Source organism: Embleya sp. NPDC005575 (assembly GCF_040605455.1).
Taxonomy (GTDB): domain Bacteria; phylum Actinomycetota; class Actinomycetes; order Streptomycetales; family Streptomycetaceae; genus Embleya.
Window position 1 is genome coordinate 12,795 of the sequence record NZ_JBEXCV010000031.1, and the last position, 22,847, is coordinate 35,641.

The 22,847-nt window shown below is 71.2% G+C and carries 20 protein-coding genes and 3 tRNA genes; 12 read left to right on the forward strand and 11 right to left on the reverse strand.

Features of this window, described 5'->3' with window-relative positions:
* The first annotated feature begins 164 nt into the window (after positions 1–164).
* Entirely contained in the window at positions 165–371 is a 207-nt protein-coding gene (gene bldC, locus ABZS54_RS13555) for a developmental transcriptional regulator BldC (protein WP_020555617.1), read from the forward strand.
* Positions 372–1,126: 755 nt separating this feature from the next.
* On the opposite strand, the gene ABZS54_RS13560 is transcribed toward bldC, so the two are convergent.
* The 6 genes from ABZS54_RS13560 to ABZS54_RS13585 form a co-directional block, all read right to left on the reverse strand.
* Positions 1,127–2,338 (reverse strand): glutathionylspermidine synthase family protein, encoded by a 1,212-nt coding sequence (locus ABZS54_RS13560; protein WP_355534352.1) that lies wholly within the window; start codon positions 2,336–2,338, stop codon positions 1,127–1,129.
* Positions 2,339–2,369: 31 nt separating this feature from the next.
* Entirely contained in the window at positions 2,370–2,738 is a 369-nt protein-coding gene (locus ABZS54_RS13565) for a hypothetical protein (RefSeq protein ID WP_355534354.1), read from the reverse strand.
* 342 nt (positions 2,739–3,080) lie between these two features.
* Positions 3,081–3,809 (reverse strand): VIT family protein, encoded by a 729-nt coding sequence (locus ABZS54_RS13570; RefSeq protein WP_355534356.1) that lies wholly within the window; start codon positions 3,807–3,809, stop codon positions 3,081–3,083.
* Positions 3,810–4,002: 193 nt separating this feature from the next.
* A tRNA-Phe gene (locus ABZS54_RS13575) sits at positions 4,003–4,076 on the reverse strand.
* Positions 4,077–4,121: 45 nt separating this feature from the next.
* Positions 4,122–4,196: transfer RNA gene (locus ABZS54_RS13580), tRNA-Asp, on the reverse strand.
* Between the two features lie 89 nt (positions 4,197–4,285).
* Positions 4,286–4,358: transfer RNA gene (locus ABZS54_RS13585), tRNA-Glu, on the reverse strand.
* 149 nt (positions 4,359–4,507) lie between these two features.
* Between ABZS54_RS13585 and ABZS54_RS13590 the strand changes: the two genes are divergently transcribed.
* Complete coding sequence (locus ABZS54_RS13590; RefSeq protein WP_355534358.1) at positions 4,508–4,867, forward strand: metallopeptidase family protein; 360 nt, start codon at positions 4,508–4,510, stop codon at positions 4,865–4,867.
* Positions 4,868–4,874: 7 nt separating this feature from the next.
* Here the strand turns inward: ABZS54_RS13590 and crcB (ABZS54_RS13595) are convergent, their stop codons facing one another.
* Both crcB (ABZS54_RS13595) and crcB (ABZS54_RS13600) read right to left on the reverse strand, forming a co-directional pair.
* Positions 4,875–5,225, reverse strand: coding sequence for a fluoride efflux transporter CrcB (gene crcB, locus ABZS54_RS13595; protein WP_355534360.1), 351 nt, complete (start codon positions 5,223–5,225; stop codon positions 4,875–4,877).
* On the reverse strand, positions 5,222–5,605 hold the full coding sequence (crcB, locus tag ABZS54_RS13600; RefSeq protein WP_355534362.1) for a fluoride efflux transporter CrcB: 384 nt from the start codon (positions 5,603–5,605) through the stop codon (positions 5,222–5,224). The genes crcB (ABZS54_RS13595) and crcB (ABZS54_RS13600) overlap by 4 nt, the downstream gene beginning before the upstream one ends.
* 135 nt (positions 5,606–5,740) lie before the next feature.
* On the opposite strand from crcB (ABZS54_RS13600), the gene ABZS54_RS13605 reads away from it, so the two are divergent.
* The 3 genes from ABZS54_RS13605 to ABZS54_RS13615 all read left to right on the forward strand — a co-directional run bounded on the left by ABZS54_RS13605 (position 5,741) and on the right by ABZS54_RS13615 (position 10,340).
* Positions 5,741–7,165, forward strand: a complete 1,425-nt coding sequence (locus ABZS54_RS13605; RefSeq protein WP_355534364.1) for a hypothetical protein — start codon at positions 5,741–5,743, stop codon at positions 7,163–7,165.
* Between the two features lie 208 nt (positions 7,166–7,373).
* Positions 7,374–9,692: a DEAD/DEAH box helicase gene (locus ABZS54_RS13610; protein ID WP_355534366.1), complete on the forward strand. Its 2,319-nt coding sequence runs from the start codon at positions 7,374–7,376 to the stop codon at positions 9,690–9,692.
* A 99-nt stretch (positions 9,693–9,791) separates the two neighbouring features.
* A complete protein-coding gene (locus ABZS54_RS13615; RefSeq protein ID WP_355534368.1) occupies positions 9,792–10,340 on the forward strand; it encodes a helix-turn-helix domain-containing protein in 549 nt (182 codons plus the stop codon).
* Positions 10,341–10,421: 81 nt separating this feature from the next.
* Here the strand turns inward: ABZS54_RS13615 and ABZS54_RS13620 are convergent, their stop codons facing one another.
* Positions 10,422–11,648, reverse strand: coding sequence for a DUF2786 domain-containing protein (locus ABZS54_RS13620; RefSeq protein ID WP_355534370.1), 1,227 nt, complete (start codon positions 11,646–11,648; stop codon positions 10,422–10,424).
* Between the two features lie 77 nt (positions 11,649–11,725).
* Positions 11,726–12,538, reverse strand: a complete 813-nt coding sequence (locus ABZS54_RS13625; RefSeq protein ID WP_355534372.1) for an AraC family transcriptional regulator — start codon at positions 12,536–12,538, stop codon at positions 11,726–11,728.
* A 115-nt stretch (positions 12,539–12,653) separates the two neighbouring features.
* Between ABZS54_RS13625 and ABZS54_RS13630 the strand changes: the two genes are divergently transcribed.
* A complete protein-coding gene (locus ABZS54_RS13630; RefSeq protein ID WP_355534374.1) occupies positions 12,654–13,232 on the forward strand; it encodes a TIGR03086 family metal-binding protein in 579 nt (192 codons plus the stop codon).
* 223 nt (positions 13,233–13,455) lie between these two features.
* Positions 13,456–14,241 carry a hypothetical protein gene (locus ABZS54_RS13635; protein WP_355534376.1) on the forward strand — a complete coding sequence of 262 codons (786 nt, stop codon included), beginning with the start codon at positions 13,456–13,458 and terminating at the stop codon, positions 14,239–14,241.
* Positions 14,242–14,377: 136 nt separating this feature from the next.
* Here ABZS54_RS13635 and ABZS54_RS13640 read toward each other — a convergent pair whose 3' ends face one another.
* On the reverse strand, positions 14,378–17,200 hold the full coding sequence (locus ABZS54_RS13640) for an AAA family ATPase (RefSeq protein ID WP_355534378.1): 2,823 nt from the start codon (positions 17,198–17,200) through the stop codon (positions 14,378–14,380).
* 294 nt (positions 17,201–17,494) lie between these two features.
* On the opposite strand from ABZS54_RS13640, the gene ABZS54_RS13645 reads away from it, so the two are divergent.
* The 5 genes from ABZS54_RS13645 to ABZS54_RS13665 all read left to right on the forward strand — a co-directional run bounded on the left by ABZS54_RS13645 (position 17,495) and on the right by ABZS54_RS13665 (position 22,722).
* On the forward strand, positions 17,495–17,872 hold the full coding sequence (locus ABZS54_RS13645; RefSeq protein ID WP_355534380.1) for a nuclear transport factor 2 family protein: 378 nt from the start codon (positions 17,495–17,497) through the stop codon (positions 17,870–17,872).
* A gap of 269 nt (positions 17,873–18,141) precedes the next feature.
* Positions 18,142–19,686, forward strand: a complete 1,545-nt coding sequence (locus ABZS54_RS13650; RefSeq protein ID WP_355534382.1) for an MFS transporter — start codon at positions 18,142–18,144, stop codon at positions 19,684–19,686.
* Between the two features lie 161 nt (positions 19,687–19,847).
* Positions 19,848–20,213 (forward strand): hypothetical protein, encoded by a 366-nt coding sequence (locus ABZS54_RS13655; RefSeq protein ID WP_355534384.1) that lies wholly within the window; start codon positions 19,848–19,850, stop codon positions 20,211–20,213.
* Positions 20,197–20,799: a hypothetical protein gene (locus ABZS54_RS13660; protein ID WP_355534386.1), complete on the forward strand. Its 603-nt coding sequence runs from the start codon at positions 20,197–20,199 to the stop codon at positions 20,797–20,799. Before ABZS54_RS13655 ends, ABZS54_RS13660 begins: the two co-directional genes overlap by 17 nt.
* A gap of 417 nt (positions 20,800–21,216) precedes the next feature.
* Positions 21,217–22,722, forward strand: a complete 1,506-nt coding sequence (locus tag ABZS54_RS13665) for an ATP-binding protein (RefSeq protein WP_355534388.1) — start codon at positions 21,217–21,219, stop codon at positions 22,720–22,722.
* Positions 22,723–22,847 lie beyond the last annotated feature (125 nt).

Sequence of the window (22,847 nt, forward strand, 5' to 3'; positions counted from 1 at the left end):
GTTTGACCAACCGGGTGCGGCGGATGGTGTACTTGTACTGTGAAGGACAAGCCGTTCGTCCTATAACCGACTTGGCCCTCGTGAACTATTTAGGACATCGTGGGTCAAGGTGCAGAATTTGAAGAAAGAACCGTGTTGGTTCGGTTCTCCCGAGGAGGCCGCTCATGACCGCTCGTACGCCTGATGCCGAGCCGCTGCTGACGCCGGCCGAGGTTGCCAGCATGTTCCGCGTCGACCCCAAGACGGTGACGCGCTGGGCCAAGGCCGGCAAGCTCACGTCGATCCGCACGCTCGGCGGACACCGTCGCTACCGCGAGGTGGAGGTCCGCGCCCTGCTCGCGGGCATTCCGCAGCAGCGCAGCGAAGCCTGAGGGCTGCGTCGAAAGCTTTTCCCCTGAGTGCTGCACCGGATCCCGCCGGGTCCGGTGCAGCACTCTTTTGTGTGCCCGGTGGGGGTCGATCCGGCATGCCGGTCGGCCCGGCGTCGCTTCGATGCTGCTCCGCGGGCCGGCCCGGGACTCGGGCGGTGCTCCGGGCGGCGTCCGGTGCGGTCGGCCAGGGGCGCCGACGGGGCCCGCCCGGCCGTTTTCACGGGGGATCCATGACGGCGTCCAGTAAAATATCACATAGAATGCGCGGTCGATTTCCGGCCGTCGATGAAAACCATTTCCAGTCAAAACAGTGACCTTGGTCACACAGGTGTTCCCGGTCGGCCCGCGCGGCCGCGCGCGGCAGTGGTTCGGACCTTTCCTGGGTCCGGCCGATCGATGAGGCCGCCGGCCGGGCGGCGCGAGCCCATGGGGCGACCCGGAGCGGTCCCCGGGTATTACGAGCGCTGCGGGGGTCGCGAGGCCGGTGGGCGCCGTCGGGGCCCGCGCGCGGCGCGGTTGGTCGAGGGGCGCCGCGGCGCGGGCTCGGCGGACGCGGGGTTTCCGACCCCACCCGTGCCGTTCGGGCACGACGACCGGGATCGTCGGGATGGATTCGACGGACCGGCCCGAAATCGCTGATTGAACACGCTGAGTAATGTTCCGAGCGTTTACGGCGCGATTTCGATCTCGCCGAATCGCCGGCCTTCGTAACTGTGTGCAAGCAGGATGGCCGACGCGCCCCGCGGCGTGCCCGGTCAGCCCTCGTCGAGCCAGGCGAGCCGGGTGTCCTCGTCCGGCGCCGGGCCGTCGATCACGTGCGGCAGGAAGCGGGCGTACCCGTCGGTGACCGGGCCGCTGGACTCGCGGATGCCGACGCCTGCGGACTTCCCGTCCACCACCCACGCGCCGAGCACGGGCTTGTTGCCGTCGAAGTCGGGCAACGGCACGTACTCCTGGAAGCACCAGCCCTCGTCGCCGTACGCCTCGGCGGGCTGGACGTGCTCGCCGGCGGGGGTGACGATCCGGATCGCGTCGCCCTCGCGCCCGTGCAGCGGCTTGGCCACGTACGACTCCATGCCGCGCGGCGAGTCCAGGAAGGCGGGCAGCAGGTTCGGGTGGCCGGGATACAGCTCCCACAGCACCGCGAGCAGCGCCTTGTTGGACAGGATCGCCTTCCAGGCCGGTTCGATGAACAGACACGAGCGGGGATGGCCCACCAGGTGCTTCCCGAACGGCTCGGCGAGCATGTCCTCCCACGGATAGAGCATGAACATCGTGTCGATGCCCCGCTCCTCCAGGTCGACGAAGCGCAGCCGCTCGCTGTCCCAGCCGATCTCGGCGACCTCCAGGCCGATTGTGGTCAGTCCGGCCTCGGTCGCGGTGTCGCGGAGGTAGGCGGTGTGCAGCCACTCCTCCTCGTCCTCGGTGCCCTCCACATGCGCGAAGTGCATCGTCTCCGAGCGCAGGTAGGGCTTGATCCGCCGCCACGCGTGGACCAGCCGCTCGTGCAGGCTGTTCCACTGGTCGCGCTCGGGGAAGCAGTCGCGCAGCCAGTACCACTGGACCAGGGACGCCTCGATCAGCGCGGTGGGGGTGTCCGCGTTGTACTCGAGCAGCTTGGCCGCCCGGCCGTCGCCGTCCCACGCGAGGTCGAACCGCCCGTAGACGCTCGGGTGTTCCTCCTCGAGCGTGATCCGCAGGTAGTCGCGGGCCTCGTCGGGCAGACCGAACGCGGTCAGGTCGCCGCGCTCGATCACGTGCCGGGCCGCGGCGACCGACATCTCGTGAAGTTCCTCGGTGACGTCCTCGAGTCGGTCCACCTCGTCGAGGGTGAGCTCGTAGTACGCCTCTTCGTGCCAGTACGGCACCTCGGTGCCGTCGTTCTCTTCCCAGGTCGCATAGAGCAGCCCCTGCGACTCGACGAGCGATTTCCAGCCCGGTCGAGGCGTGCTGGGTATACGGCGCATGGCTCAAGCCCTTCCCGGATGTGACACCGCGTCAGCTTGAACTCTTCGACGGGCACGAGCCGAAGCCGCCGCGTTCCACTTTGCCCTTGCGCGGGCGATCGAAGGATCCCTGCCCGGCGGCGAGTGCCGTACCCCTGGCCGGGGTGAGGGTCTGTCCACAGGCATGCGGGACGTAGTACCAGGACAGCGTCGGGTCGGTGCGGCCCAGGCAGCGGAAGTCGTCGACGCGCACGTTGTGCGTGCGGTCCGCGCAGACCTCGGCGTAACCACTCCTGGCGGAGTTCTTGCCGCCGCTGCTCCCGCACGCGGTGAGCGCGCCCGCGAGGGTCAGGGTCAGGGTCGCCGCGACAGCGGTCGACTTCACGCCGCCCTTGCGCTGCGGACGCGAGCCCGACGACACGAGCCTGACGATACGAGAGGGGGTGGTGGCCACGAGTCCTCCGCTCCACGGGCTGTCCGTGACGGTCCGATGCGAACCGACTCCGAGGACGGTATCGACACCGGCGGGCCTGCGGTGGCCCGGTGAGTGGGAAAACACGCAAGTCCTCGACGAGTCCGGGTCGATTTGTTCGATGGTGGTGGGGATGCCCGATCCCGGACGCCGATGGCGGTGGCCCGGCCCAGCCGATGCGGCAGCGCTGGGACCGCCGGCCCGACGTCGTCGAGTGCGAGACCGTCAACGCGCGGACCGGCGTGAACGACTACCGAAATCGGGCGACTTTGCGCCGGGTGGCGATCTTGCTCAGACCCCGTTCGCACCGAGCAGGCTGCCCACCCCGTAGGTGACCGCCATCGCCAGGGCCCCGCCCGCGGTGGTGCGCACGATCGCGCGCATCGGCCGCGCGCCGCCCAATCGGGCTCCGCTCCAGCCGCACAGCACCAGTGCGACCAGTACAGCCGCCACCGTGATCGAGAGCCGGATCGAGGCGGGCGGCAGCACGATCGCGAGCAGCGGCAACAGTGCGCCGACGGTGAAGGCCAGGAAGCTGGCGCCCGCCGCGTGCCACGGGTTGGTCAGCTCGTTCGGATCGATCTTGAGCTCGGCCTGGGCGTGCGCGGCGAGCGCGTCGTGGGCGGTGAGCTGCTCGGCCACCGCCCGTGCGAGCGGCCCGGCGAGCCCCTGCTCCTCGTACAGCCCCGTCAACTCGTCGAGTTCGGCCTCCGGTTCGTCGGTCAACTCGCGTCGCTCCTCGATCAGCGCGGCCTTCTCCGCGTCGCGCTGGGTGCTCACCGAGACGTATTCGCCCGCGGCCATCGACAACGATCCGGCGAGCAGTCCGGCCAGCCCGGCGGTGAACAACTGGGCGCGCACGTCGGTGGCTCCGGCGACGCCGACCACGAGACCCGCGGTGGAGACGATTCCGTCGTTGGCGCCCAGCACCGCCGCCCGCAGCCAGTTCAGCCGTGTCCCCATCGTCTCGTCGTGCGGGGAACGGGGAGGCATCCGGTGGGGGATATCCGCGGCGCTCATGACCGAAGTATCACGACGAAGTCCGGGACGAACGGCACGGACACGAGCCCGTGCCCGGGGCTGCACCCGAGCGGGTGAGTCGGCCGGGGGCGTCGGCAGCCGACCTGCGTGACCGGCCCACCGTGATCGGTGCGACAACGCAAGAACGCCCCGGACGACGAATCGTCTGGGGCGTCGGTTTCTCCGGCTGCGGTGGCCAGGGGCGGGGTCGAACCGCCGACCTTCCGATTTTCAGTCGGACGCTCGTACCAACTGAGCTACCTGGCCTCGATGGATCAGGGCGCCTTTCGGCGCCCCGATCTTTCCATCTTGCGGTCCTGACGGGATTTGAACCCGCGGCCTTCACCTTGACAGGGTGACGAGCACTCCAAACTGCTCCACAGGACCTCTACCCGCGTTTCCTCGGGCTTCCTTCGTGTTGAACCCTACCGTACTGGCTGTCCGGCTTGTTGCGGCCCCGGAGGGGGTTTGTTGCGTGCCCCCAACGGGATTCGAACCCGTGCTACCGCCTTGAAAGGGCGACGTCCTAGGCCACTAGACGATGGGGGCTTGTTGGCCGTGTCCGGCGTCTTGTTGCCGTCGGGGACGTCCCGAACTATACGGGGTTTTCGGCGGCGCTTGCAAAGCGGATAACCGGGGGCCGGTTCGGGCCTGTGGCAGGCCCGGTGAACACGGGTGCGAAGCCGCAGAATGGGGGAGTGCTGGAGATGTCGCGTGAGGAGTTCGAGGAACTGGTGGCCGAGGCCCTGGACCGGATCCCGCCTGAGCTGACCAGGCTCATGGACAACGTGGCGATCTTCGTCGAGGACGAGCCCGCCCCCGACGGCGAACACGGGACCGGCCTCCTCGGCCTGTACGAGGGCATCCCGCTGACCGAGCGCGGCGACTGGTACGCGGGCGTGCTGCCGGACCGGATCACCATCTACCGCCACCCCATCCTGCGGATCTGCGAGACGTACGAACACGTCGTCGAGGAGGTAGAGGTGACCGTCGTGCACGAGGTTGCGCACCACTTCGGGATCGGGGACGAGTGGCTGCACGAGCACGGGTACGGCTGACCGCGCGTCAGCCGGCCGCGGCGTGGCCGAGGGCGGCCGCGGCCAGGCCCAGGATCAGGCTGAGCAGGATGTAGCCGGCGGCGACGGCGCGTCGGCCGCGGGCGTAGGTGTCCACGGTCGCGTAGCCGAAGGTGCTGAACGTGGTGAGGGTGCCGCAGAAGCCGGTGCCGATCAGTGCGGCGATCCGCTCGTCGGGGGCCAGGGCGGTGAGCACGCCCAAGATCAGCGAGCCGACCACGTTCACGGTCAGCACGCCCCACGGGAAGGCCGATTTCGTGCGCGCGGACACGTGCAGGTCGGTCAGGTAGCGCAGCGGGGCGCCGATCAGCGCGCCCAGGACCACCATCAGCGGGATCATCCGGCGATTTCGCGCGGGCGGCGGGCGATGGCGAGGCCTACCTGTACGGCGGCCAATCCCAGGGCGACGCTGCCCACGACGTAGAGGCAGGCCGAGACCCACGCCTGGCCGGCCGCCAGGGTGCGAGTCTCGACGGCGAACGTGGAGAACGTGGTGAAGCCGCCCAGCACACCGGTGCCCAGGAACGGGCGGATCAGCGGGCCGGGCGGGGTCAGGCCCATCAGGATCCCCATCAGCAGGCAACCCGTGACGTTGGTGAGCAGGGTCGCCCACGGGAATGCCGTGCCGCTGTGCGGGAGCGCCTCGGCGAGCGCCCAGCGGCCCAGCGCCCCGATGGCGCCGCCGAGCGAGACCGCAGTGAGTACTCGGGTCTGTGACACCCGAACACGCTAGCGCCGGTGTCGGGTTCGAGATCGCGCGCGCTCCCGTCGCGCCCTCACGCGCCGGCGGCCGAACGGGTGACGGGCGGTGTTGCGAAATTGGAGCCGGAGTTTTCCCGTGCCCATGCTGAAGCGGTGACCACGCAGGGGGACATCGGGCCGATGCCGGACTTCGCCGACGATGAGCCCGAGTTTCCCGGAACCGGGTCGACCACCCGGGTGGGCGAGCCCGCGCCGGCCGCGTCGGCCGTGCCGCGCACTCGCGGCGAGCGGCGGCGCGTGCCGGGACCGCAGGCGTACGGACCGGTCCCCGGCCAGGCGTGGGGGGATCCGGAGGCGCAGACCCGGGAGACGGGGCGCGCGGGCGCCGCCGAGCCGGTGCGGCCGGATGGGTCCGATGAGCCCGACGTGTTCGCCGAGCCGGCCGGGGGGCACGCACAAGTCCCCGGACGGCCGACCGAGTTCGCACCCTTCCGGGCGACCGGCAACCTCGCGACGGGGTTGGCCGAGGTGTCCTGCGGCGAGCCGGTCTCGATGCTCACCCGGTGGTTCGGCGTACAGGCCGCAACCGGGCCCGCACACGCGGTGGAACACGGATCCGCAGTGCCGATTCGACGGGCCACCAGGCGTCGCAAGTCCGCGCACCGGGCCGCCCATCGGGTCGTCGAGGCGGCGCGCACCGAGGTCGCCAAGGGCGCCTCGGAGGGGCGATCGGCAAGCCCCGTCGGCGAGTTCGCCACCGCCTTCGTGGTGTCGGCGCTCGTCCTTGCGGGGTTGCTGTATCACTTCGGCTGGGCACGTGCCTCGGCCCGGTCCGACTACCTGGGGTTCGACGAGAGCGTGCTGGACACGCCGACGTTGGAGTATCTGGCGGACGGCCTGCGTGCGCTGTACCGGCCTCTGCTCGTGCTGGTCGCCGCGCTGCTCGCGGCACGAGCGGCGCACCCCCGGCTGCTGGTATGGCTGCGCAGGCATCGGCGGATCGCCGCGTGGTGCGCGTGGTCGCTGCGCTGCGCGTGGTTCGTGGTGCCGGGCGCGACCTGGGTCGCGGTGTACCGGTGGCCCGTTCGTGGTGCGCAGTGGTGGCCGCTGCTGCTGCCGGGCGCGCTCGCGGTGGGGCTGTCGATCAGTGCGTACGGAGTGCTGCTCTCGCGTCGGATCGGTGCGCACCGGCGCAGCTCCGCGGCCGGCTCGCGGTCGTGGTCGCTGTCGGTGCTGCTGACCGGGGCCGCCGTGGTGCTGTGTCTGTTCGGGGCGTCCGGGGCGTACGCGAAGGTGTCCGGGCGCGACGCGGGCAAGGCGGTCGCCCACCAACTGCCCAGGCGGACCGGTGTCGTCCTGTACTCGGTGCAGGATCTGCGGATGCGCTCGGACGACGGGATCGTGGTCGAGGAAGAAATCGGTGCCTCCTACCGTTATCGGTACACCGGTCTGCGCCTGCTGCGCCGCGCCCCAGGGACGCTGTTCCTGCTCCCCGAGCACTGGTCGTGGCAGCGTCCGAGACTGCTGGTCGTGCATGAGGACGCCCGCCTGCGGGTGGAGTACGAACGCACCCGATAGGCGTAAACGAGCAGTGATCGGGTACGCTGGTGAATCGCTTTGCCCATATCCAGGCGCCGCCATGAGTCGCGACGCCTCGTAGGCTCGTTCTGGTGCTCCGCAGAAGTGTCGCTTTCTCGTGCGACCACATTTCGGCTGCGGACCTTCGAGACGGGCCGCATCCGGAAGGTTTTGCATGCCCCCCTATGCCAATGACACTGCTACGCCCATGCCCGGTACCGAAGGTGCCGAGGTGCAGGAGGGTGTGGCGGGTGCGCAGGCAGCCGAGGTGACCGAGGTCGCCGCGGAGATTACCGAGATCGCTCCCGAGGTCGTCGAGAACGACGACACCAATGACGGCGACACCGAGCTCGCGGCGCAGGACGAAGCCGCGGCGGACGCCGATGTGGACACCGACACCGAAGCGGACGTCGACGCGAGCGTCGAGGACGACGCCGCCGCCGAGGCCGGGCTCGACGAGGCCGAGGACGCCTCGGACGAGGTCGCCGCCGAGGCCGTGCCCGAACCGACCGGCCCCAGCTTCGCCGAGTTCGGTCTGCACAAGGACGTCGTGGACGCGCTCGCGCGCCGCGGCGTGACCCACCCGTTCCCGATCCAGGCGGCGACGTTGCCGGACGCGATGTCCGGCAAGGACATCCTCGGCCGCGGTCGTACCGGTTCCGGCAAGACGCTGGGCTTCGGCCTGCCGATGCTGACCCGCCTGTCGGGTCGCAAGGCCAGGGCCCGTCGCCCGCTCGCGCTGATCCTCACGCCGACGCGTGAACTCGCGATGCAGGTGCACGACGCGTTGGAGCCCTACGGTCGCATCCTCGACCTGCGGATGAAGACGGTCACCGGCGGCATGTCGATGCCGAAGCAGATCTTCGCGCTGGAGCGCGGCGTGGAGATCCTGGTCGCCACCCCCGGTCGGCTCCAGGACCTGGTGGACCGCGGTTCGGCCGTGCTGGACAACGTCGAGATCACCATCCTCGACGAGGCCGACCAGATGGCGGACATGGGCTTCCTGCCCGAGGTCACCGCGCTGCTCGACCTGATCCCGGGTGGCGGCCAGCGGATGTTGTTCTCCGCGACGCTGGACAAGGGTGTGGACGCGATCGTCCGCAAGTACCTGGTCGACCCGGTCACCCACTCGGTGGACCCGCACGCGTCGTCGGTGACGACCATGTCGCACCACGTGCTGGTCGTACAGCCCAAGGACAAGACGTACGTCACGGCGGCCATCGCCGCCCGTCGCGGGCGCACGATGATCTTCGTGCGGACCAAGTTCGGTGCCGACCGCGTCGCGCAGCAGCTGCGTGAGGCCGGCGTCCGGGCCGAGGCCCTGCACGGCGGGATGACCCAGGGCGCGCGTACCCGCACCCTGGCCGAGTACAAGGAGGGCCGCACGCCGGTCCTGGTCGCCACCGACGTCGCCGCCCGCGGCATCCACGTCGACGGCATCGACCTGGTCCTGCATGTGGACCCGGCCGCCGACTCGAAGGACTACCTGCACCGCGCCGGTCGTACCGCGCGCGCCGGCGAGGCCGGTGCGGTGGTCACCCTCGCGCTGCCGCACCAGCGCCGCACGGTGGACCGCCTGATGGAGGACGCCGGTGTCGAGCCGACCCGCCTTCGGGTGCAGGGCTCCAACGACCCGGAGATGCGCAAGCTGACCGGCGCGCGCACGCTGTCCGAGGTCAAGGCGCAGTCCGTGGCGGACGCCGCGGTCGAGGCCGAGGCCGAGGCCGAGCGGCTCGCCGGTCGGATCATCGAGCTCAAGGCCGAGGCCGCGGAACTGCGCCGCAAGGCGGCCGAGTTGGCCGAGGCCGCGAAGAACGGCGACGTGCCGGTGCGCACCGAGCGCTATGAGCGTCCCGACCGGGGCGACCGCGGTGGCGACCGGCGTGAGGGTGGTTACCGCGGCGACCGCGGCAGCGACCGTCCGCCGTACGGCAGCGACCGCGGCGGCGACCGTCGTGGCGGCGCGCCGCGTGGCGACCGTCCGTCCTACGGCGACCGGGACCGGGCGCCGCGTTCCGGCGACCGTCCGTCCTACGGCGGCGGCGAGCGGCGCGAGGGTGGCTACCGCGGCGACCGTCCGTCGGGCGACCGCGGCCCGCGTGGCGACCGCCCCGCCTACAACGACCGTCCGGCGTACAACAACGGCGACCGCGCTCCGCGCACGGGTGACCGGCCGGCCTACGGCGACCGGGCGCCGCGTACCGGCGACCGTCCCGCGTACGGGGACCGCGCACCGCGTTCCGGCGACCGTCCGTCCTACGGCGGCGGCGGCGAGCGGCGCGAGGGTGGCTACCGCGGCGACCGTCCGTCGTACGGGGACCGCGCGCCGCGTACCGGCGACCGTCCCGGTTACGGCAACGACCGCGCTCCGCGCGGTGACCGTCCGACGTACAACAACGACCGGCCGTCCTACGGCGACCGCGACCGTTCGCACGACCGTGCGCCGCGTCGGGACGGTCACTACGACCGTCCGGCCGGTGGCCCGGCGGCGGGCGACCGCAAGCCGCGGTGGAAGCGCGACGCGTAAGCGCCGGGTGACCGAGCTGTAACTGACGTGTAGTCAAAAACACTGAGCGGGGCGGGATCGATCGCGTATCGATCCCGCCCCGCTCAGTAATGTGGCGACATGAAGCGGACCTCGTTCGGAACCTGGCCGTGTTCCATCGCGCGCGTCCTCGATTTGTTCGGCGACGGCTGGACGCCGCTCGTGTTGCGGGAGGCGTCCTACGGGGTCCGGCGGTTCGAGGATCTCCAGGAGAACCTCGGCATCGGCCGCAACGTGCTGGCGCAGCGGCTGAATCTCCTGGTCGAGGAGGGCCTGCTCGATCGGGTCCCGTACGAGGAGCGGCGCCCCCGGCACGAGTACGTGCTGACCGCCAAGGGCCGCGACTTCTTTCCGGTGCTCGTCGCGATCGGCCAGTGGGGCGACACCTGGCTCGCGGACGAGACCGGGCCGCCGGTGGTCTACCGGCACGGTGGGTCCGAGGGGCACGAGGCGGAACCGGCCGTGGTCTGTTCGGTATGCGGCGACCCGCTCCGTCTGGAGGACGTCGAGCCGTTGACGGGACCGGGTATGACGCCGCGTCAGGCGCATCGGGCGGTCGCCGAGGGGCGCTGTGGGCCGCGCCCCTCGGCGGTGCCGGCGCAGCGGGGGAACTGGTTGCCGCGGCTCTGATGCCTTCGCGGCTTTGTTGTCCTGGCGGGTTCGATGGCTTCGCGGATGCGCTGGTTTCGCGGATCCGATGCTTTCGCAGACCTACGAGCGGGCCGGCTCGCCCCGGTCCAGCTTGCCCCGCAGGCCCAGTTCGGCCCGGTCGGCGGCGGCCTGGCCATGGCGCCACCCGTCCGCGTCGCGACCGCGCAGGCGGTGAGTGGTCTTGGTCGGGAACATGCGCTCGGTGGTCTCCCGAACCGCGACGTCGCGGGCGGCCAGGACCGGCAGCAGGCGGTTCTCGGCGGCCTCGTTCGCGCTCGCCTCGGCCTCCTCCTTGGCAGCGGTGAGCCGCTCGCGGATCCGGTCGGCGTAGGCGATCAGGAACGACTGGCGGAAGGTCTTGGTGCGGCGGGAGCGGCCGGACTCGTGGTAGCGCGAGCCGGCTCGGTTCATCGCGGTGGTGGCCTGTACCAGGAGCGAGGTGTAGAGCAACTCGACCGCGTCCAGTTCGGAGTCGAAGCCGACGACGGTGGAAAAGCCCAGCGAACTCGACCAGATCGCCTGGCAGCCGTTGGCGTCGGCGACCGCGTCCAGCAGCAGTGCCTTCGCGCCCTCGTACGGATTGTCCACGCCGATTCGGCAGGCGGCGGGAGCGTGGCGTGAGCCCTCCTGCGCGCCCAGCAGCGCCTCGTCGATCCGGTGCCGGGTCATCAGTTCCTGCGCCTTGGCGGTGAACGCCTCGGCCTCCTCCGGGAACTCGCTCGACTCGGCCTTGGCGAGCAGGGCGCGCACCCGACCGAGTTGGCGGGGTTCGCCGGTCGCGGGCCGGTTGCGGACCGGCTCCTGGAAGGAGGCGGCGGCGAGCGGCTCGATGGCGGGCAGTCGGGCGATCGAGCGGAGCAGTTCGAGCACGCGTGCGGCGGTGCCGAAACGGTCCAGGTTCTCCCGGGCGCCCAGCTCGGTGAGGTAGGCGTCGTCCGAGCTCCACCACGGTGTGCTCGCGTCCAGGTCGCGCAGCTGGGCGGTCCATCGGCGGCCGGTGCCCGGGTGGCTGCGGGCCTGTGCGGCGACCAGGTCGGCGGCGATCGGGGCGTGTCGTTCGCCCAGCTCGCGGGTGACCGCGCGGACCACGTCGGCGGGTTGCCAGCCGCGTCGCCAGCAGCCGTCCGCGGTGCGCTCGTACAGGGCGAGCACCGCGCGCGAGATCTGCGGCCAGTCGGCGGCGGAGGCCGCGAGCAGGGACGCGCCGAGGTCGATCGTGTCCTCCAGGGCGTCGTCGGACGCGCTCAGGACGGCATGGAATTGGGTTTCGACGAGCGTGGTGGGCACCCGTCAAGGATTGCATTTTCGGCGAGCGGACGATCCGGCCCCGAGCGGCGCCGGCCGCGCCCGGGGTCTGCGGGCGTTCAGGTCCTGGCGTAGCGGCCCGGTGCGGTGCCCACCGCGGCGGTGAAATCGCGGGTCAGGTGGGCCTGGTCGGCGTAGCCCAGAGCGGCGGCCAGCGCCGCCCAGTCGATCCCGTCGCCGTGCTCGGCCCGATCGGCGACCTCGTGGAGGCGGGCCCGGCGGAGCACCCACTTGGGGCCGACCCCCACGTACTCGGCGAACAGCCGCTGGAGCCGGCGGACCGGGACGCCGACCTCCTGGGCCAGGTCGTCGACCCGGAACAGGTTCGGATTCGTGGTGATGCGCTCGACGATCGCGGCCACCTCGGCGATCGTCGGGTCGACGCCGGTCGGAGCGTCGGCCGGTGCGGGCAACACGCCGCGCAGCCAGGACTCCACGAGGATGACCCGGTCGGACTCGTCGACGGTGCCGAGCACCCGTTCGCCCACGGCCACGACGCCCGGGCCGAACAGGTCGGCCGCGGGCGGCACCCGATCGGTCAGCGCCGCCACCGGGCCGCTCAGGAACGGCCGGAAGCCGCCCGCACGGAACCGGATCCCGAACACGTGACCCGCGCCGCTCAGCTCGCGCTCGAACACGTCCCGCACCACGCCGTACACCGCCGGGTGCGGCTGCTCGAAGACCAGGTGCACGTTGGGATGGGAGAGCACCTTCTGCCGGTAGGGCGATCGACCGCGCAAATCCCAGCGCACGATCCAGTGGTAGTCGACGAACGGCGCCAGATCGGCGGCCGGCTCGTACAGGCTCAGGTCCCAGGCGCCGGGCGCGACGGCCGCGCGCAGCACCCCGCGAGGGCGGTAGGGAAGCCTCATCCCACCACCGTAGACGGTGCCTGTGACATGGCCCGGCGAGGCGGACGGCGCCGGTGCTCGGGGGCTGTCGCGTTTGTTCAAGACCGGCTCCGGGGGGCCGCATAGCGTCGTATCCATGAACATTCACCACCACTTCGTGGAAGCCGCCGCCGAAGCCGATCGGCTCGCCCACGGCGTTGTGCCCGAGCAGATCGCCGGACCGACGCCGTGCCCCGAATACGACACCCGCGCCCTGCTCAACCACTGGGTCGTCTTCACCTCGCACGGCATGGAGCACCGGGCACGGCGCACGGCACTGCCCGAGGAGCTGACCGCACGTGACTTCGTGGCCGAGTCGGACTGGGCCGACGCCTACGGCGCGCAGCTGCGGCGCGGGGTGGCGGCGTGGGCGGAGCCGGCCGCGTGGGAGGGCGAGATCGACTTCGGCGGCGGCGGGACGATGCCCGCGCCGGAGATCGCCGCGATGCTGCTCTTGGAGCTGGTCCTGCACGGCTGGGACGTGGCCCGGGCGACCGGGCAGGACTACCGGGCGTCGGCGGAGCTGGGCGAGGCGGTCGAGGGCATCGTGGCTGGGTATGCGCAGATGTACCGCGAGTACGACGGCTTCGCGGTGCCGGTGGCCGTGCCCGAGGGGGCGACCGCTTTCGAGCGGGCGGTCGGCGCATCCGGCCGGGATCTGCTCTGGAAGCCCTGAGGGGATCGGTCGCCCGTTTCCTGGTCGGGGCGCCGGGTGCCCGGATCGTCCACGGCGGTGGTCGGTGGTCGGTGGTCGGGGGCGCGGTGGCTGGATGGCTGGGTGGTCGGGTGGCGCGGGTCCGGGCCGGCGGATCGGCAGGATCGTTTGGCGGCCGGGGAAATCCGGGCGGGGGTGGGATCGCTGTGCCTATGGTGGCGGGCGAGCTCATTCGGAGGTATGCGTGGCAGCGTTGGCGACACTCGACGGTTTCGGTTGTACGGTCCGGTACAGCCCGGGCGCGCGGAAGCGGGCCGCGTGCGTCGCGGAGCGCGTGGACCGTGCCGCCGCGTGGTTGACCGAACGACTGGGCTTCGCACCGCGCATCCGGTTGTCCGTGGCGGATGCGGCGGACTGGGACGGCGTGGCGACGGTGCCGCTGTACGGCACGCCGCAGGGCGCGCAGGACCACCTGCGGGTGGCCGCCGACGACGGTTGGTTCGGCACCGAGTTGTTCGCGGCGATCCGGCCGCACCTGGGTGCGGGCGCAGCCGCGGCGGTGCGCGCCGAGTACGGGGAGCCGCCCGCACTGCGGCCGTACTTCGACCTGGTGGCCGTGCACGAACTCACCCACCTCTTCCAGGATCAGGCCTGGCCCGCCTACCCGGGCATGTGGATCGCCGAGCTGCACGCGAATCTCGCGATGGTCGGCTACACGCACGAGGTGGAGCCGGAACTGTTGCCGGCCCTGAGGGCCTTCACCGCGACCGTGGACGAGTTGCCGGTCGAGGTCACGCCGATTCGCGAACTCACGGACATGGAACGCTCGTTCGAGCGGGGTGCGATCAACTTCGGGTGGTACCACTTCTCCCTGACGCGGGTCGCCGAACAGCTGTGGGCGGCCGGCGGCGCGGACGTGCTGCGCGCGCTGTACGAGCACATCCGGGCCGGTGGCGGAGCCGAACACCCGGTACTGCGCCGGGTTGCGGCGGATTGGAATCGGCCCGTGCGGATCGACGTCGGTGGCTGATCGCCGGGTTGCGGGGGCGCGGCGATCGGTGGTTTGTGGATCGGTGGTCCCGGGGCCGGTGGTCCCCGGCCGGTGGTTCACGAATCGGCGAGCCGGGGGGATCGGTGGTCCGGGCATCGGCGGTGGTGGTTGCGGGTCAGCCGGTGAGCGCGGCCAGTTCCGGGATCGCGGTCAGTTCGGTGCGCGAGACGATGCCGAGCTTGGGGTAGGCCTTGTAGAGGTGGTGGCCGACCGTGCGGGGGCTGAGGAACAGCTGCGCCGCGATGTCCCGGTTGGACAACCCCTGCGCGGCGAGCCGGGTGATCTGCAGCTCCTGCGGAGTGAGCCGCGCGAGCACACCGGCGGGCTGTGGGCCCTGGGGTGTCGCGCTGCCGCCGATCGCGCCCAACTCGGTGCGGGCGCGATCCGCCCAGGACCGGGCGTCGAGGCGGTCGAACTCCGCCAGGGCGGTGCGCAGCCGGTCGCGCGCGTCGGTCTTGCGGCGCAGTCGGCGCAGCCACTCGCCGTACAGCAGTCCGGTCCGGGCCCGCTCCAGCGGCCGGCGCTCGCTCTCGTGTCGGGCCAGTGCGGCGAGCCACAACTCCTCGGCGACGTCGTCGCTCGCCAGCAGCGCGTGGCAGCGCAGCACCAGCGCGTCGGCCCAGCGTTGGTCGACCCGCCCGGCCCACTGCTCGAAGCGGGCCAGCGGCTCATCCGCCCGTTCGGGGGCGCCGAACCGGACCGCCGCCTCGACCAGGTCGGGGATCGAGCGGGTCGCGCTGATGTGATGCCGCAGCGGTTCGCGGGCGAGCCGCTCCAGCCGGTTCAGCGCCGACTCGGGGCGGCCCAGGCCCAGATCCAGCAGTCCCAGTGCCCACGCGGACCACGGCGCGCCGGCCGGCATCGCGCTGCCCACACCGCCGGCCAGTGCTGCGTCGGCGTGCCGGTGGGCGGCCTCCTCGTCGCCCGAGATGCCCGCCAAATAGGCCAGCACGCTCTCGAACTGGCTGATCCACTGCTGCTGCCCGCTGTCCTGCGCGATCCGCAGGCCCTCGGACGCGGTGGCCAACGCGTCGGTGTGTCGGCTCTCGAAGATCTCGGCCTCGGCCACGAAGAACAGGATCGTCGGCAACCGGCCGATTCCGCCGTGCAGCCGGCTCTCGCGGGCGAACAGCGACGCGATGTGGTGCGCGTCCACGTCCTGGCCCAGGGCCAGTCCGACGCCGCAGGCCAGCAGTAGGTCGCGCTGCTCTTCGTTGCCGGTCCGGGGCGCGATGCGGATCAGGTCGCCCAGGTCGGGGCGCTCGGTGTCCGGATGCCCGGCCGCCGGGCGCCCGTTCTGCGGGTGCCGGGTGTCCGGGTGCCCGTCCTCAGCGTGCCGGGGGTCCGGCTGCTCGGCGTTCTCCTTCGGCGGGAACGCGGCGATCATGAACTCGACGACCGGGGTCACCGGCGCCGTCGGCGGCAGGTGCAGTGCTGCCAACTCCCGCAAAGTGAAACGGAGTTCTTCTTCGCCCAGGTACCACGCGGTGTGTATGGACTGAAGCAGCATGCGCGCCGCGCGCTCGGGCCGGCTCCCGGCGGTGAGCGCGGCGCCTTGGAGCAACAACTCGTGCGCGTTGGTGAACGCGCCCTGCCAGAAGTCGGACAGCGCACGCACATGCAACAGCCGGGCCCGGATCGCGTCGTCGGTCGCGGTCGACTGGGCCCGTTCGGCGAATGTGCGAGCCCGGTCCAACTCGCCTGCCTCGGAGGCGGCTTCGGCCGCGAGGACGAGGCGGCGGGTGCGCGCCGGTACGTCCTGGCTCAGCCGTGCGGCCTTCTCGTAGGCCAGTGCGGCGGCGAGGTGACCGCTGCGTTCGCGAGCCCGTTCGCCGGTGCTCTCCAACGCGGTCGCGGCCGGCTCGTCGACACCGGTCGCGGCGGCGGCCAGGTGCCAGGCGCGCCGATCCGCGTGGTCGGGCGCGTCGAACGCGTCGGCCAGCGCGCGGTGTGCGGCAAGCCGGCGGTCGATCGGCGCACGCTGCTGGACCGCGGCCCGGATCAGCGGGTGCCGAAAGCGCAGCCGGTCGTCGTCGACGACGATCAGCGACGCCTCCTCGGCGGCGGCCAGATCGGCGGTGCCCGCGCCGAACCCGGCCCCGGCCCGAAGCAGGATGCCCAGGTCGCCGGAGTCGTCGCTCGCGGCCAGCAGCAACAACATCCCGGTCCGCTCGTCGAGCCGGGTGACCTGGCCGTGGAAGGCGATCTGGAGCCGGCTGGTGAGCGGCAGCGCGCCCGGGCGCAGGGTGCCGCCGGACCGTTCACCGGCCAACGAGACCGGCAGTTCGATCAGCGCGAGCGGGTTGCCCCGGGACTCGGCGAGCACGCGGGAGCGGGTGGTCGCGGACATGTCCCGGGCGTGCTCGTCCAGGAGCGCGCTCGCGTGCTCGGGTCGCAGTGCGGCCAGCGGCAGTTCGGGCAGGCCCTGCGCCGCGAACGCGTGCCGGTCCTCGCGGGCGGCGAAGATCAGCGCGATGCCCTCGGCGTACAGCCGGCGGGCGGCGAACACGAGTGCGTCGTGGGAGGCCCGGTCCAGCCACTGCGCGTCGTCCACGACGCACAGGAGCGGGCCGTCGCCGGCGTACTCGGACAACAACGACAACACCGCCAGACCGACGAACATCGGCTCCGAACGCTCGCCCGCCGCGAGCCCGAACGCGGCCGCCAGGGCCTGTCGCTGCGGGTCGGGCAACCGGTCCAGGTGTCCCAGCGCCGGGCGGAGCAGCAGGCTCAGTCCGGCGTAGGGGAGTTCGGCCTCGTACTCGACCCCGGTGCCCCGGAGCGTGCGCACACTCGTGCCGGTGAGCACGTGATCCAGGAGCGCGGTCTTGCCGATGCCGGGTTCGCCGCGCACGACGAGCACGCCGCTGCGGCCCTCCTCGGCGTCGGCGAGCAGGCGCTCGATTGTTCTCAGTTCGGAGTCTCGTCCGTACAACATGCCTTGCCGTCCCCCATGTCCACCGATCTCCCGGCGGTGTCGATCCTCGTGCGGGTTCCTGGTGCGGGCTCCTCGTGCGGGCTCCTCGTGCGGGTTTTTGGTGTCGATCCGTGGTGTCGATTCGTGGTGCCGATGCCGGCACTGATCCCTCGTACTGATCCCTCGTACTGATCCCTCCTGCGCCAAAGTACCTATGCGGGACTGATTCCGGTCGGTACGGGGCTCCGTAGGTTCATGTGCAACGGAGCTCGCCGGAACAGCCGGAAGCCCGGAGGAAGCACAAGGACGGTCACCATGACCACGAACATCGACTTCACCGCCCTCGCCGAGCGCTACATCGCCACCTGGAACGAGGCCGACCCGGCCACCCGCCGCAAGCTGGTCGAGGAGGTCTACACCGAGGACGCCCGCTACGTCGACCCGCTGGTGGTGGCCGAGGGCCACGACGCGATCGACGCCACGTTGGGCGCGGTGCAGGGGCAGTTCGCGGGCCTCGTGTTCACTCTCGGCGGCGCGGTGGACGGCCACCACGACCTGGCACGTTTCACGTGGAACCTCGGCCCGGCGGGCGAGGAGGCCATCGCGGTCGGCTTCGACGTGATCCACGTCGCCGAGGACGGCCGGATCACCCTGGTCAGCGGCTTCCTGGACAAGGTTCCGGCGGGTCTGTGATCCGGTGATGTACCCGCTCGACGGATCCGGGGCCGGGCCACGTCAGCGCCCGGCCCCCGGTGTCCTCGCGGTGGCGCGTTTCGCGTTCTCTTCTCTATTTCTTGTCGCGCCGTGCGCTTCTTCCTGCACCGCTCGACCTCGTTGCGCGGTCTCGGCCTCTCGCGCATCACGACCTCACGCATCACGACCTCACGCATCACGACCTCACGCATCACGACCTCTCTCGCGCGCCGTTCGGCGCCTTCACCCGGAACGGAAAGGAATCACCCATGTCCGCCGCCACGACGGCCACGGCTCCCGCAGCACAGGCATCGACGCCTCGGCAGTCGTGGGGTGCGCTGCTGGTCCTGCTCGCCGGAATCTTCATCACCACGCTGGACTTCTTCATCGTCAACGTCGCGATCCCGGCCACTCAGGAGGACCTGCACGCCACTCCGGCCGCGATCCAATGGGTGGTCGCGGGCTTCGGCCTCGCGGTCGCCGCCGGGCTGATCACGGCCGGTCGACTCGGGGACATCTACGGCAGGCGGCGGATGTTCGCGATCGGCCTGGGGTTGTTCACCCTCGCCTCGGCGGGTTGTGGGCTGGCCGGGAACGCGGAGATGCTGATCGCCGCCCGGGTTCTGCAGGGTGCGGCGGCGGCGCTGTTGATGCCGCAGGTGCTCGGGATCGTCAACGTGCTGTACGTCGGCGAGCAGCGGGTCAAGGCGTTCACCGCCTACGGACTGGCAATGGGCTTCGCCGGAGTCTTCGGTCAGCTCATCGGCGGCGCGCTGATCCAGGTCGACCTGTTCGGACTCGACTGGCGCAGCATCTACTGGATCAACGTGCCGGTCGGTGTGGTCGCTCTGGTGCTGGCTCCGAGGCTGGTGCCGGAGAGCCGGGGCGAGGGCAGCACCCGGCTCGACCTGGTCGGAACCGCGCTGATCACGTTCGGTCTGGTCGCCGTGGTGTTGCCGCTCGTCCAGGGCCGCGAGCAGGGCTGGCCACTGTGGACGTGGCTGTCCCTCGGCGTCGCTCCGCTGCTGCTCGGCGCGTTCACGCTGTACCAGCGCCGGCTGGGTCAGGGCGGCGGTGCGCCGTTGGTGGACCCGGTGCTCTTCCGCGAGCGGCCGTTCTCGGTCGGCATCACGATGGCGCTGGTGTACGGCCTGGTGAACGCCGCCTTCTTCCTGATCCTGGCGCTCTACCTGCAGATGGGGCACGGGATGTCGGCGCTGGACTCGGGGCTGCTGTTCATCGCGCTGGGGGTCGGGTACTTCCTGTCCTCGGCGATCTCGGGCCGGATCGCGGCGAAGCTGGGTCGACAGGTGTTGGCGGCGGGCGCGCTGGTGCAGGGTCTGGGACATGTGGTGCTGGTGGAGACGCTGTCCGGCACCCACGAGACGTTGGCGCTGATCCCGGGGCTCGCGCTGACCGGGTTCGGCATGGGCCTGGTGATGGGTCCAATGGCGGCGACGGTACTGGCCGGCATCAGGGCCAAGCACGCCGGTTCGGCGGCGGGCCTGCTCTCCACGGCACAGCAGGTGGGCGGCGCGCTCGGGGTGGCCCTGGTGGGCATCGTCTTCTACGACACGCTGGGTGACGCGCCGACAGCCGACACCTTCGGGGACGCGTTCGTGAACGGCCTGTGGCTGCTGACCGCCTTCTGCGCGGCGGTCGCGGCGCTGGTGCAGCTGCTGCCGAGGCGGCAGGCGGAGGCCGCGTCGGGTTCGGCAGAGTCGAACGGGTCGGGTGCGTTGCACGGGTCGAAAGGTTCGGACGGGTCGGACGGGTCGGACGGGTCGGCGGTGAGGGTGGACGTTCTGGTGTGAGTCGAGCGGACGAGGTGTGCGCGGCGATGGGCCCCGACCGGGTGGTCGGGGCCCATCGTTCGCGTGGTGTGGTGGGGGCGGCGGGTGCCTGGGTTCCAGGTTTTTGGGCGCTCGGGATCAGCCGAAGAAGGTGTATGCGCGGCGGATTCGGTGGTGTTGGGGTGCGTGGTGGGGTGGGCGGCGGTCCCGGTGGCGGGTTCGGTCGGGGTCGGGGACGGCGAGGGCGCGACCGGGGGCAGCGTTGGCGTCGGCGTCGATGCGGTGGTCGGTGGGCGCTTGAGGGCGAGGGCCAGGAACGCGCCGAGTACGGCTGCCGCGCCCGCGACGAGGCCGGCGGTGCACAGGCCGTCGACGAGGTCGGCGGGGGAGGCCGGGCCGGCGTCGAGGTCGAGGTGGGCGTTGGCCACGGCGATCAGCACGGCGAGTCCGGCCGCGCCGCCGAGTTGTTGGGCGGTGGTGGCCAGGGCGGAGGCGATGCCCTGCTCGCCGGCGGCCACACCGGAGGCGGCGGTGACGAACAGCGGTGAAGGTGACACCGCCGCCGATGCCCCAGATCAGGATGCCCGGCAGCAGCGCCGCGAACGGGCCGTCGGCCGACATGCCGAGCGCGAGCGCGCCGATGCCCAATCCGTTGCCGAGCATCCCGGCGAACAGCGTGATCCGCAGGCCCCGGCTGCCAATCAGCGCGGGACCGAGCCGCATGCCGGCGAACACCGACAACACGGTCACCGGTACGAAGGCCAGGCCGGTGCGCAGCGCGCCGTAGCCCAGGCCGTTCTGGAGGTAGGTGGTGAAGACGTAATAGGCGCCGCCGAGGCCGCTCTGGAAGACCAGGATTGCGGCCATGGCGACGGCCAGGCTGCGGTTGCCGAACAGGCGAAGCGGTACGAGCGGGTCGCGGGTGCGTTGCTCGACGAGCAGGAACGTGCCGAGCAGCACGACGCCCAGGCCGATCGCGCCCGCGCCGCGGACCGATGCCCAGCCCGCATCCGGGCCGCTGACCAGGCCGAAGACGAGGAGGGTGGAGCCGGCGGTGGCGAGCAGTACGCCGGGGACGTCCAGGCCGGTGCGTTCGTCGGCGTCGGGGGATCGAACCCTGAACCCGCGGATTAAAAGCTAGACAGCGGTGGCGGTAGCGGGCGTTGGGGCGAGTAGCGGTGTGCAGTTCTGTCCGGATCTGCACACGGCCGCGTCCCGCTGATACCGCCCCGTGACGCGATGCGTGAGCACCTCCGCTCACGCATCGCTCACGCATGCAGAGCCTTTGGGAGTGGTCTGTACCTGGCCGCGTCCATCCGAACAATGGTGGATTTCCTGAGCAGGCATCCTGGCGCCGCCGGACGTTCGACTCTCCTGGGCTTCACATCATTACGCCCCTCCAAGGCATAAATAACAGCAGGTCAGGATGGGTTTTGGGACAGCCTCCGTGCTCCCGGGCTCTGCTGCCGTAGCAGTCATGGTGAAGCCCAGCGAGATTGTGTCGAAGTAGACTTCGACAAAATCAGTCGCAGTCAATGTGTGGGAGATCCGATGGAGAACGGTCTGCCGGCCAAGCCGGGCGACGTGGTCGACCGGGACCGAGAGTGGAACCTTCTCGCGGAGTTCCTCGCTGATCCGGATCCCGCGATGCGGCTCGGCATCGTGTCCGGGCGACGGCGGCACGGGAAGTCGTACCTTCTGCAGGCCTTGTCCGAGCAGGTCGGCGGCCTGTATGTCACGGCGGTCCGGGAAGAGGGGCGGCTGCCTGCGATCCAGCGATTCAGCGATGCGATCGCTGCCCATGCCGGTCTGCGGTCCGGCAGTCTGCGCCTGACGGACTGGCGTGATGTGCTGTCCAATGCCCTGGATGTGACCGCCCGTTCACCGCACCCGCTGTTGGTGATCGACGAGCTGCCGTACCTGCTGCAGCACTCACCTGAGATCCCGGGCCTGCTCCAGCAGCTTTACGACGAGCGTCAGCGTGGCGCGCGGCCCGGGGACGGGCCGGGCCCGCGGTTGATCCTGTGCGGTTCCGCGATGAGTGTCATGCATGAGCTGTTGTCGGGGACGAAGCCGCTGCGGGGCCGGGCCGTGGTCGACCTGCGCCTGGGGCCGTTCGACTACCGGGACAGCCGCACCTTCTGGCAGATCAAGGATCCGCTGACCGCGTTGAAGGTGCACGCGGTTCTCGGCGGTGCACCCGGCTACCGGCCGGTGGCCGCCCGCCCGCATCCGGACGACGGCTTCGATGCCTGGCTCACCCGCACCCTCCTCGACCCGGGCCGCGCGGTGTACTCGCGCACCGAGACCGAGTACCTCCTGCGGGAGGACCCGCGGATCACGCAGCACACGCTGTACTACGACATCCTCACCGCCATCGCCCAGGGCGCCACCACCCCCACCAAGATCGGCGCGGCCCTTGAGCGTCCGCGCAACGCCGTTGCCCACCCTCTCGGGGTGCTGGAGTCGACCGGGTATATCCGGCGTGAGCAGGACATCCTGCGTACCCGGCACCCGGTCATCACGCTCGCGGACCCGGTCATCCGCTTCAACCAGCTGATCACGCTGCCGCAGGCGGCCGCAGTGGAGCAGGGCTTCGCCGAGCAGGTGTGGCAGCAGGCCGCCCCGACCTTCAACTCCAAGATCCTCGGACCGCACTTCGAGGACCTGGCCCGCGACTTCACCCGCCGCTACGCCTACAGCCTGCTGCCCACAAGTCTGCCCGGACCGGTCGGCACCACCGAGGTCGCCGACCCGGCCGCCCGGACCAAGCACGAGGTCGACGTCATCGCCCTGGCCGCCGGCGAACGACCGCAGTCCCCCCGCGCGAAGATCGCCCTCATCGGGGAGGCCAAGGCGACCGCCGCCCGCCGCGGCACCGGAGACCTGCAACGTCTGGAGCACATTTGCACTCTGCTGGCCGACCAGGGGTACGACACCTCCGGCACCACGCTGGCCTTGTACTCCCTGCACGGCTTCTACCCCGACCTGATCGAACTGGTGGGCCGACGTGACAACATCCTCCTGGTCGACCTGCCCACCCTCTACGGGGAGTAGTTCGGTCCGGCGGAAGTGGCTCCGGACCGGCCCGGATTCCCTGGGCGATCCGGTGACCGACTTCCCTGTGGAACCGCCGTACCCGCCGCGACTCCAGTGCCGCGACCACCCGCAGCCACAGATCC

What these genes read in the sequence shown, in the direction of transcription:
- bldC (WP_020555617.1), top strand. Translation starts at nt 165, where the DNA reads ATGACCGCTCGTACGCCTGATGCCGAGCCGCTGCTGACGCCGGCCGAG.
- ABZS54_RS13560 (WP_355534352.1), bottom strand. Translation starts at nt 2,338, where the DNA reads ATGCGCCGTATACCCAGCACGCCTCGACCGGGCTGGAAATCGCTCGTC.
- ABZS54_RS13570 (WP_355534356.1), bottom strand. Translation starts at nt 3,809, where the DNA reads ATGAGCGCCGCGGATATCCCCCACCGGATGCCTCCCCGTTCCCCGCAC.
- crcB (WP_355534360.1), bottom strand. Translation starts at nt 5,225, where the DNA reads ATGATCCCGCTGATGGTGGTCCTGGGCGCGCTGATCGGCGCCCCGCTG.
- ABZS54_RS13610 (WP_355534366.1), top strand. Translation starts at nt 7,374, where the DNA reads ATGCCCGGTACCGAAGGTGCCGAGGTGCAGGAGGGTGTGGCGGGTGCG.
- ABZS54_RS13615 (WP_355534368.1), top strand. Translation starts at nt 9,792, where the DNA reads ATGAAGCGGACCTCGTTCGGAACCTGGCCGTGTTCCATCGCGCGCGTC.
- ABZS54_RS13625 (WP_355534372.1), bottom strand. Translation starts at nt 12,538, where the DNA reads ATGAGGCTTCCCTACCGCCCTCGCGGGGTGCTGCGCGCGGCCGTCGCG.
- ABZS54_RS13630 (WP_355534374.1), top strand. Translation starts at nt 12,654, where the DNA reads ATGAACATTCACCACCACTTCGTGGAAGCCGCCGCCGAAGCCGATCGG.
- ABZS54_RS13640 (WP_355534378.1), bottom strand. Translation starts at nt 17,200, where the DNA reads ATGTTGTACGGACGAGACTCCGAACTGAGAACAATCGAGCGCCTGCTC.
- ABZS54_RS13645 (WP_355534380.1), top strand. Translation starts at nt 17,495, where the DNA reads ATGACCACGAACATCGACTTCACCGCCCTCGCCGAGCGCTACATCGCC.
- ABZS54_RS13650 (WP_355534382.1), top strand. Translation starts at nt 18,142, where the DNA reads ATGTCCGCCGCCACGACGGCCACGGCTCCCGCAGCACAGGCATCGACG.
- ABZS54_RS13665 (WP_355534388.1), top strand. Translation starts at nt 21,217, where the DNA reads ATGGAGAACGGTCTGCCGGCCAAGCCGGGCGACGTGGTCGACCGGGAC.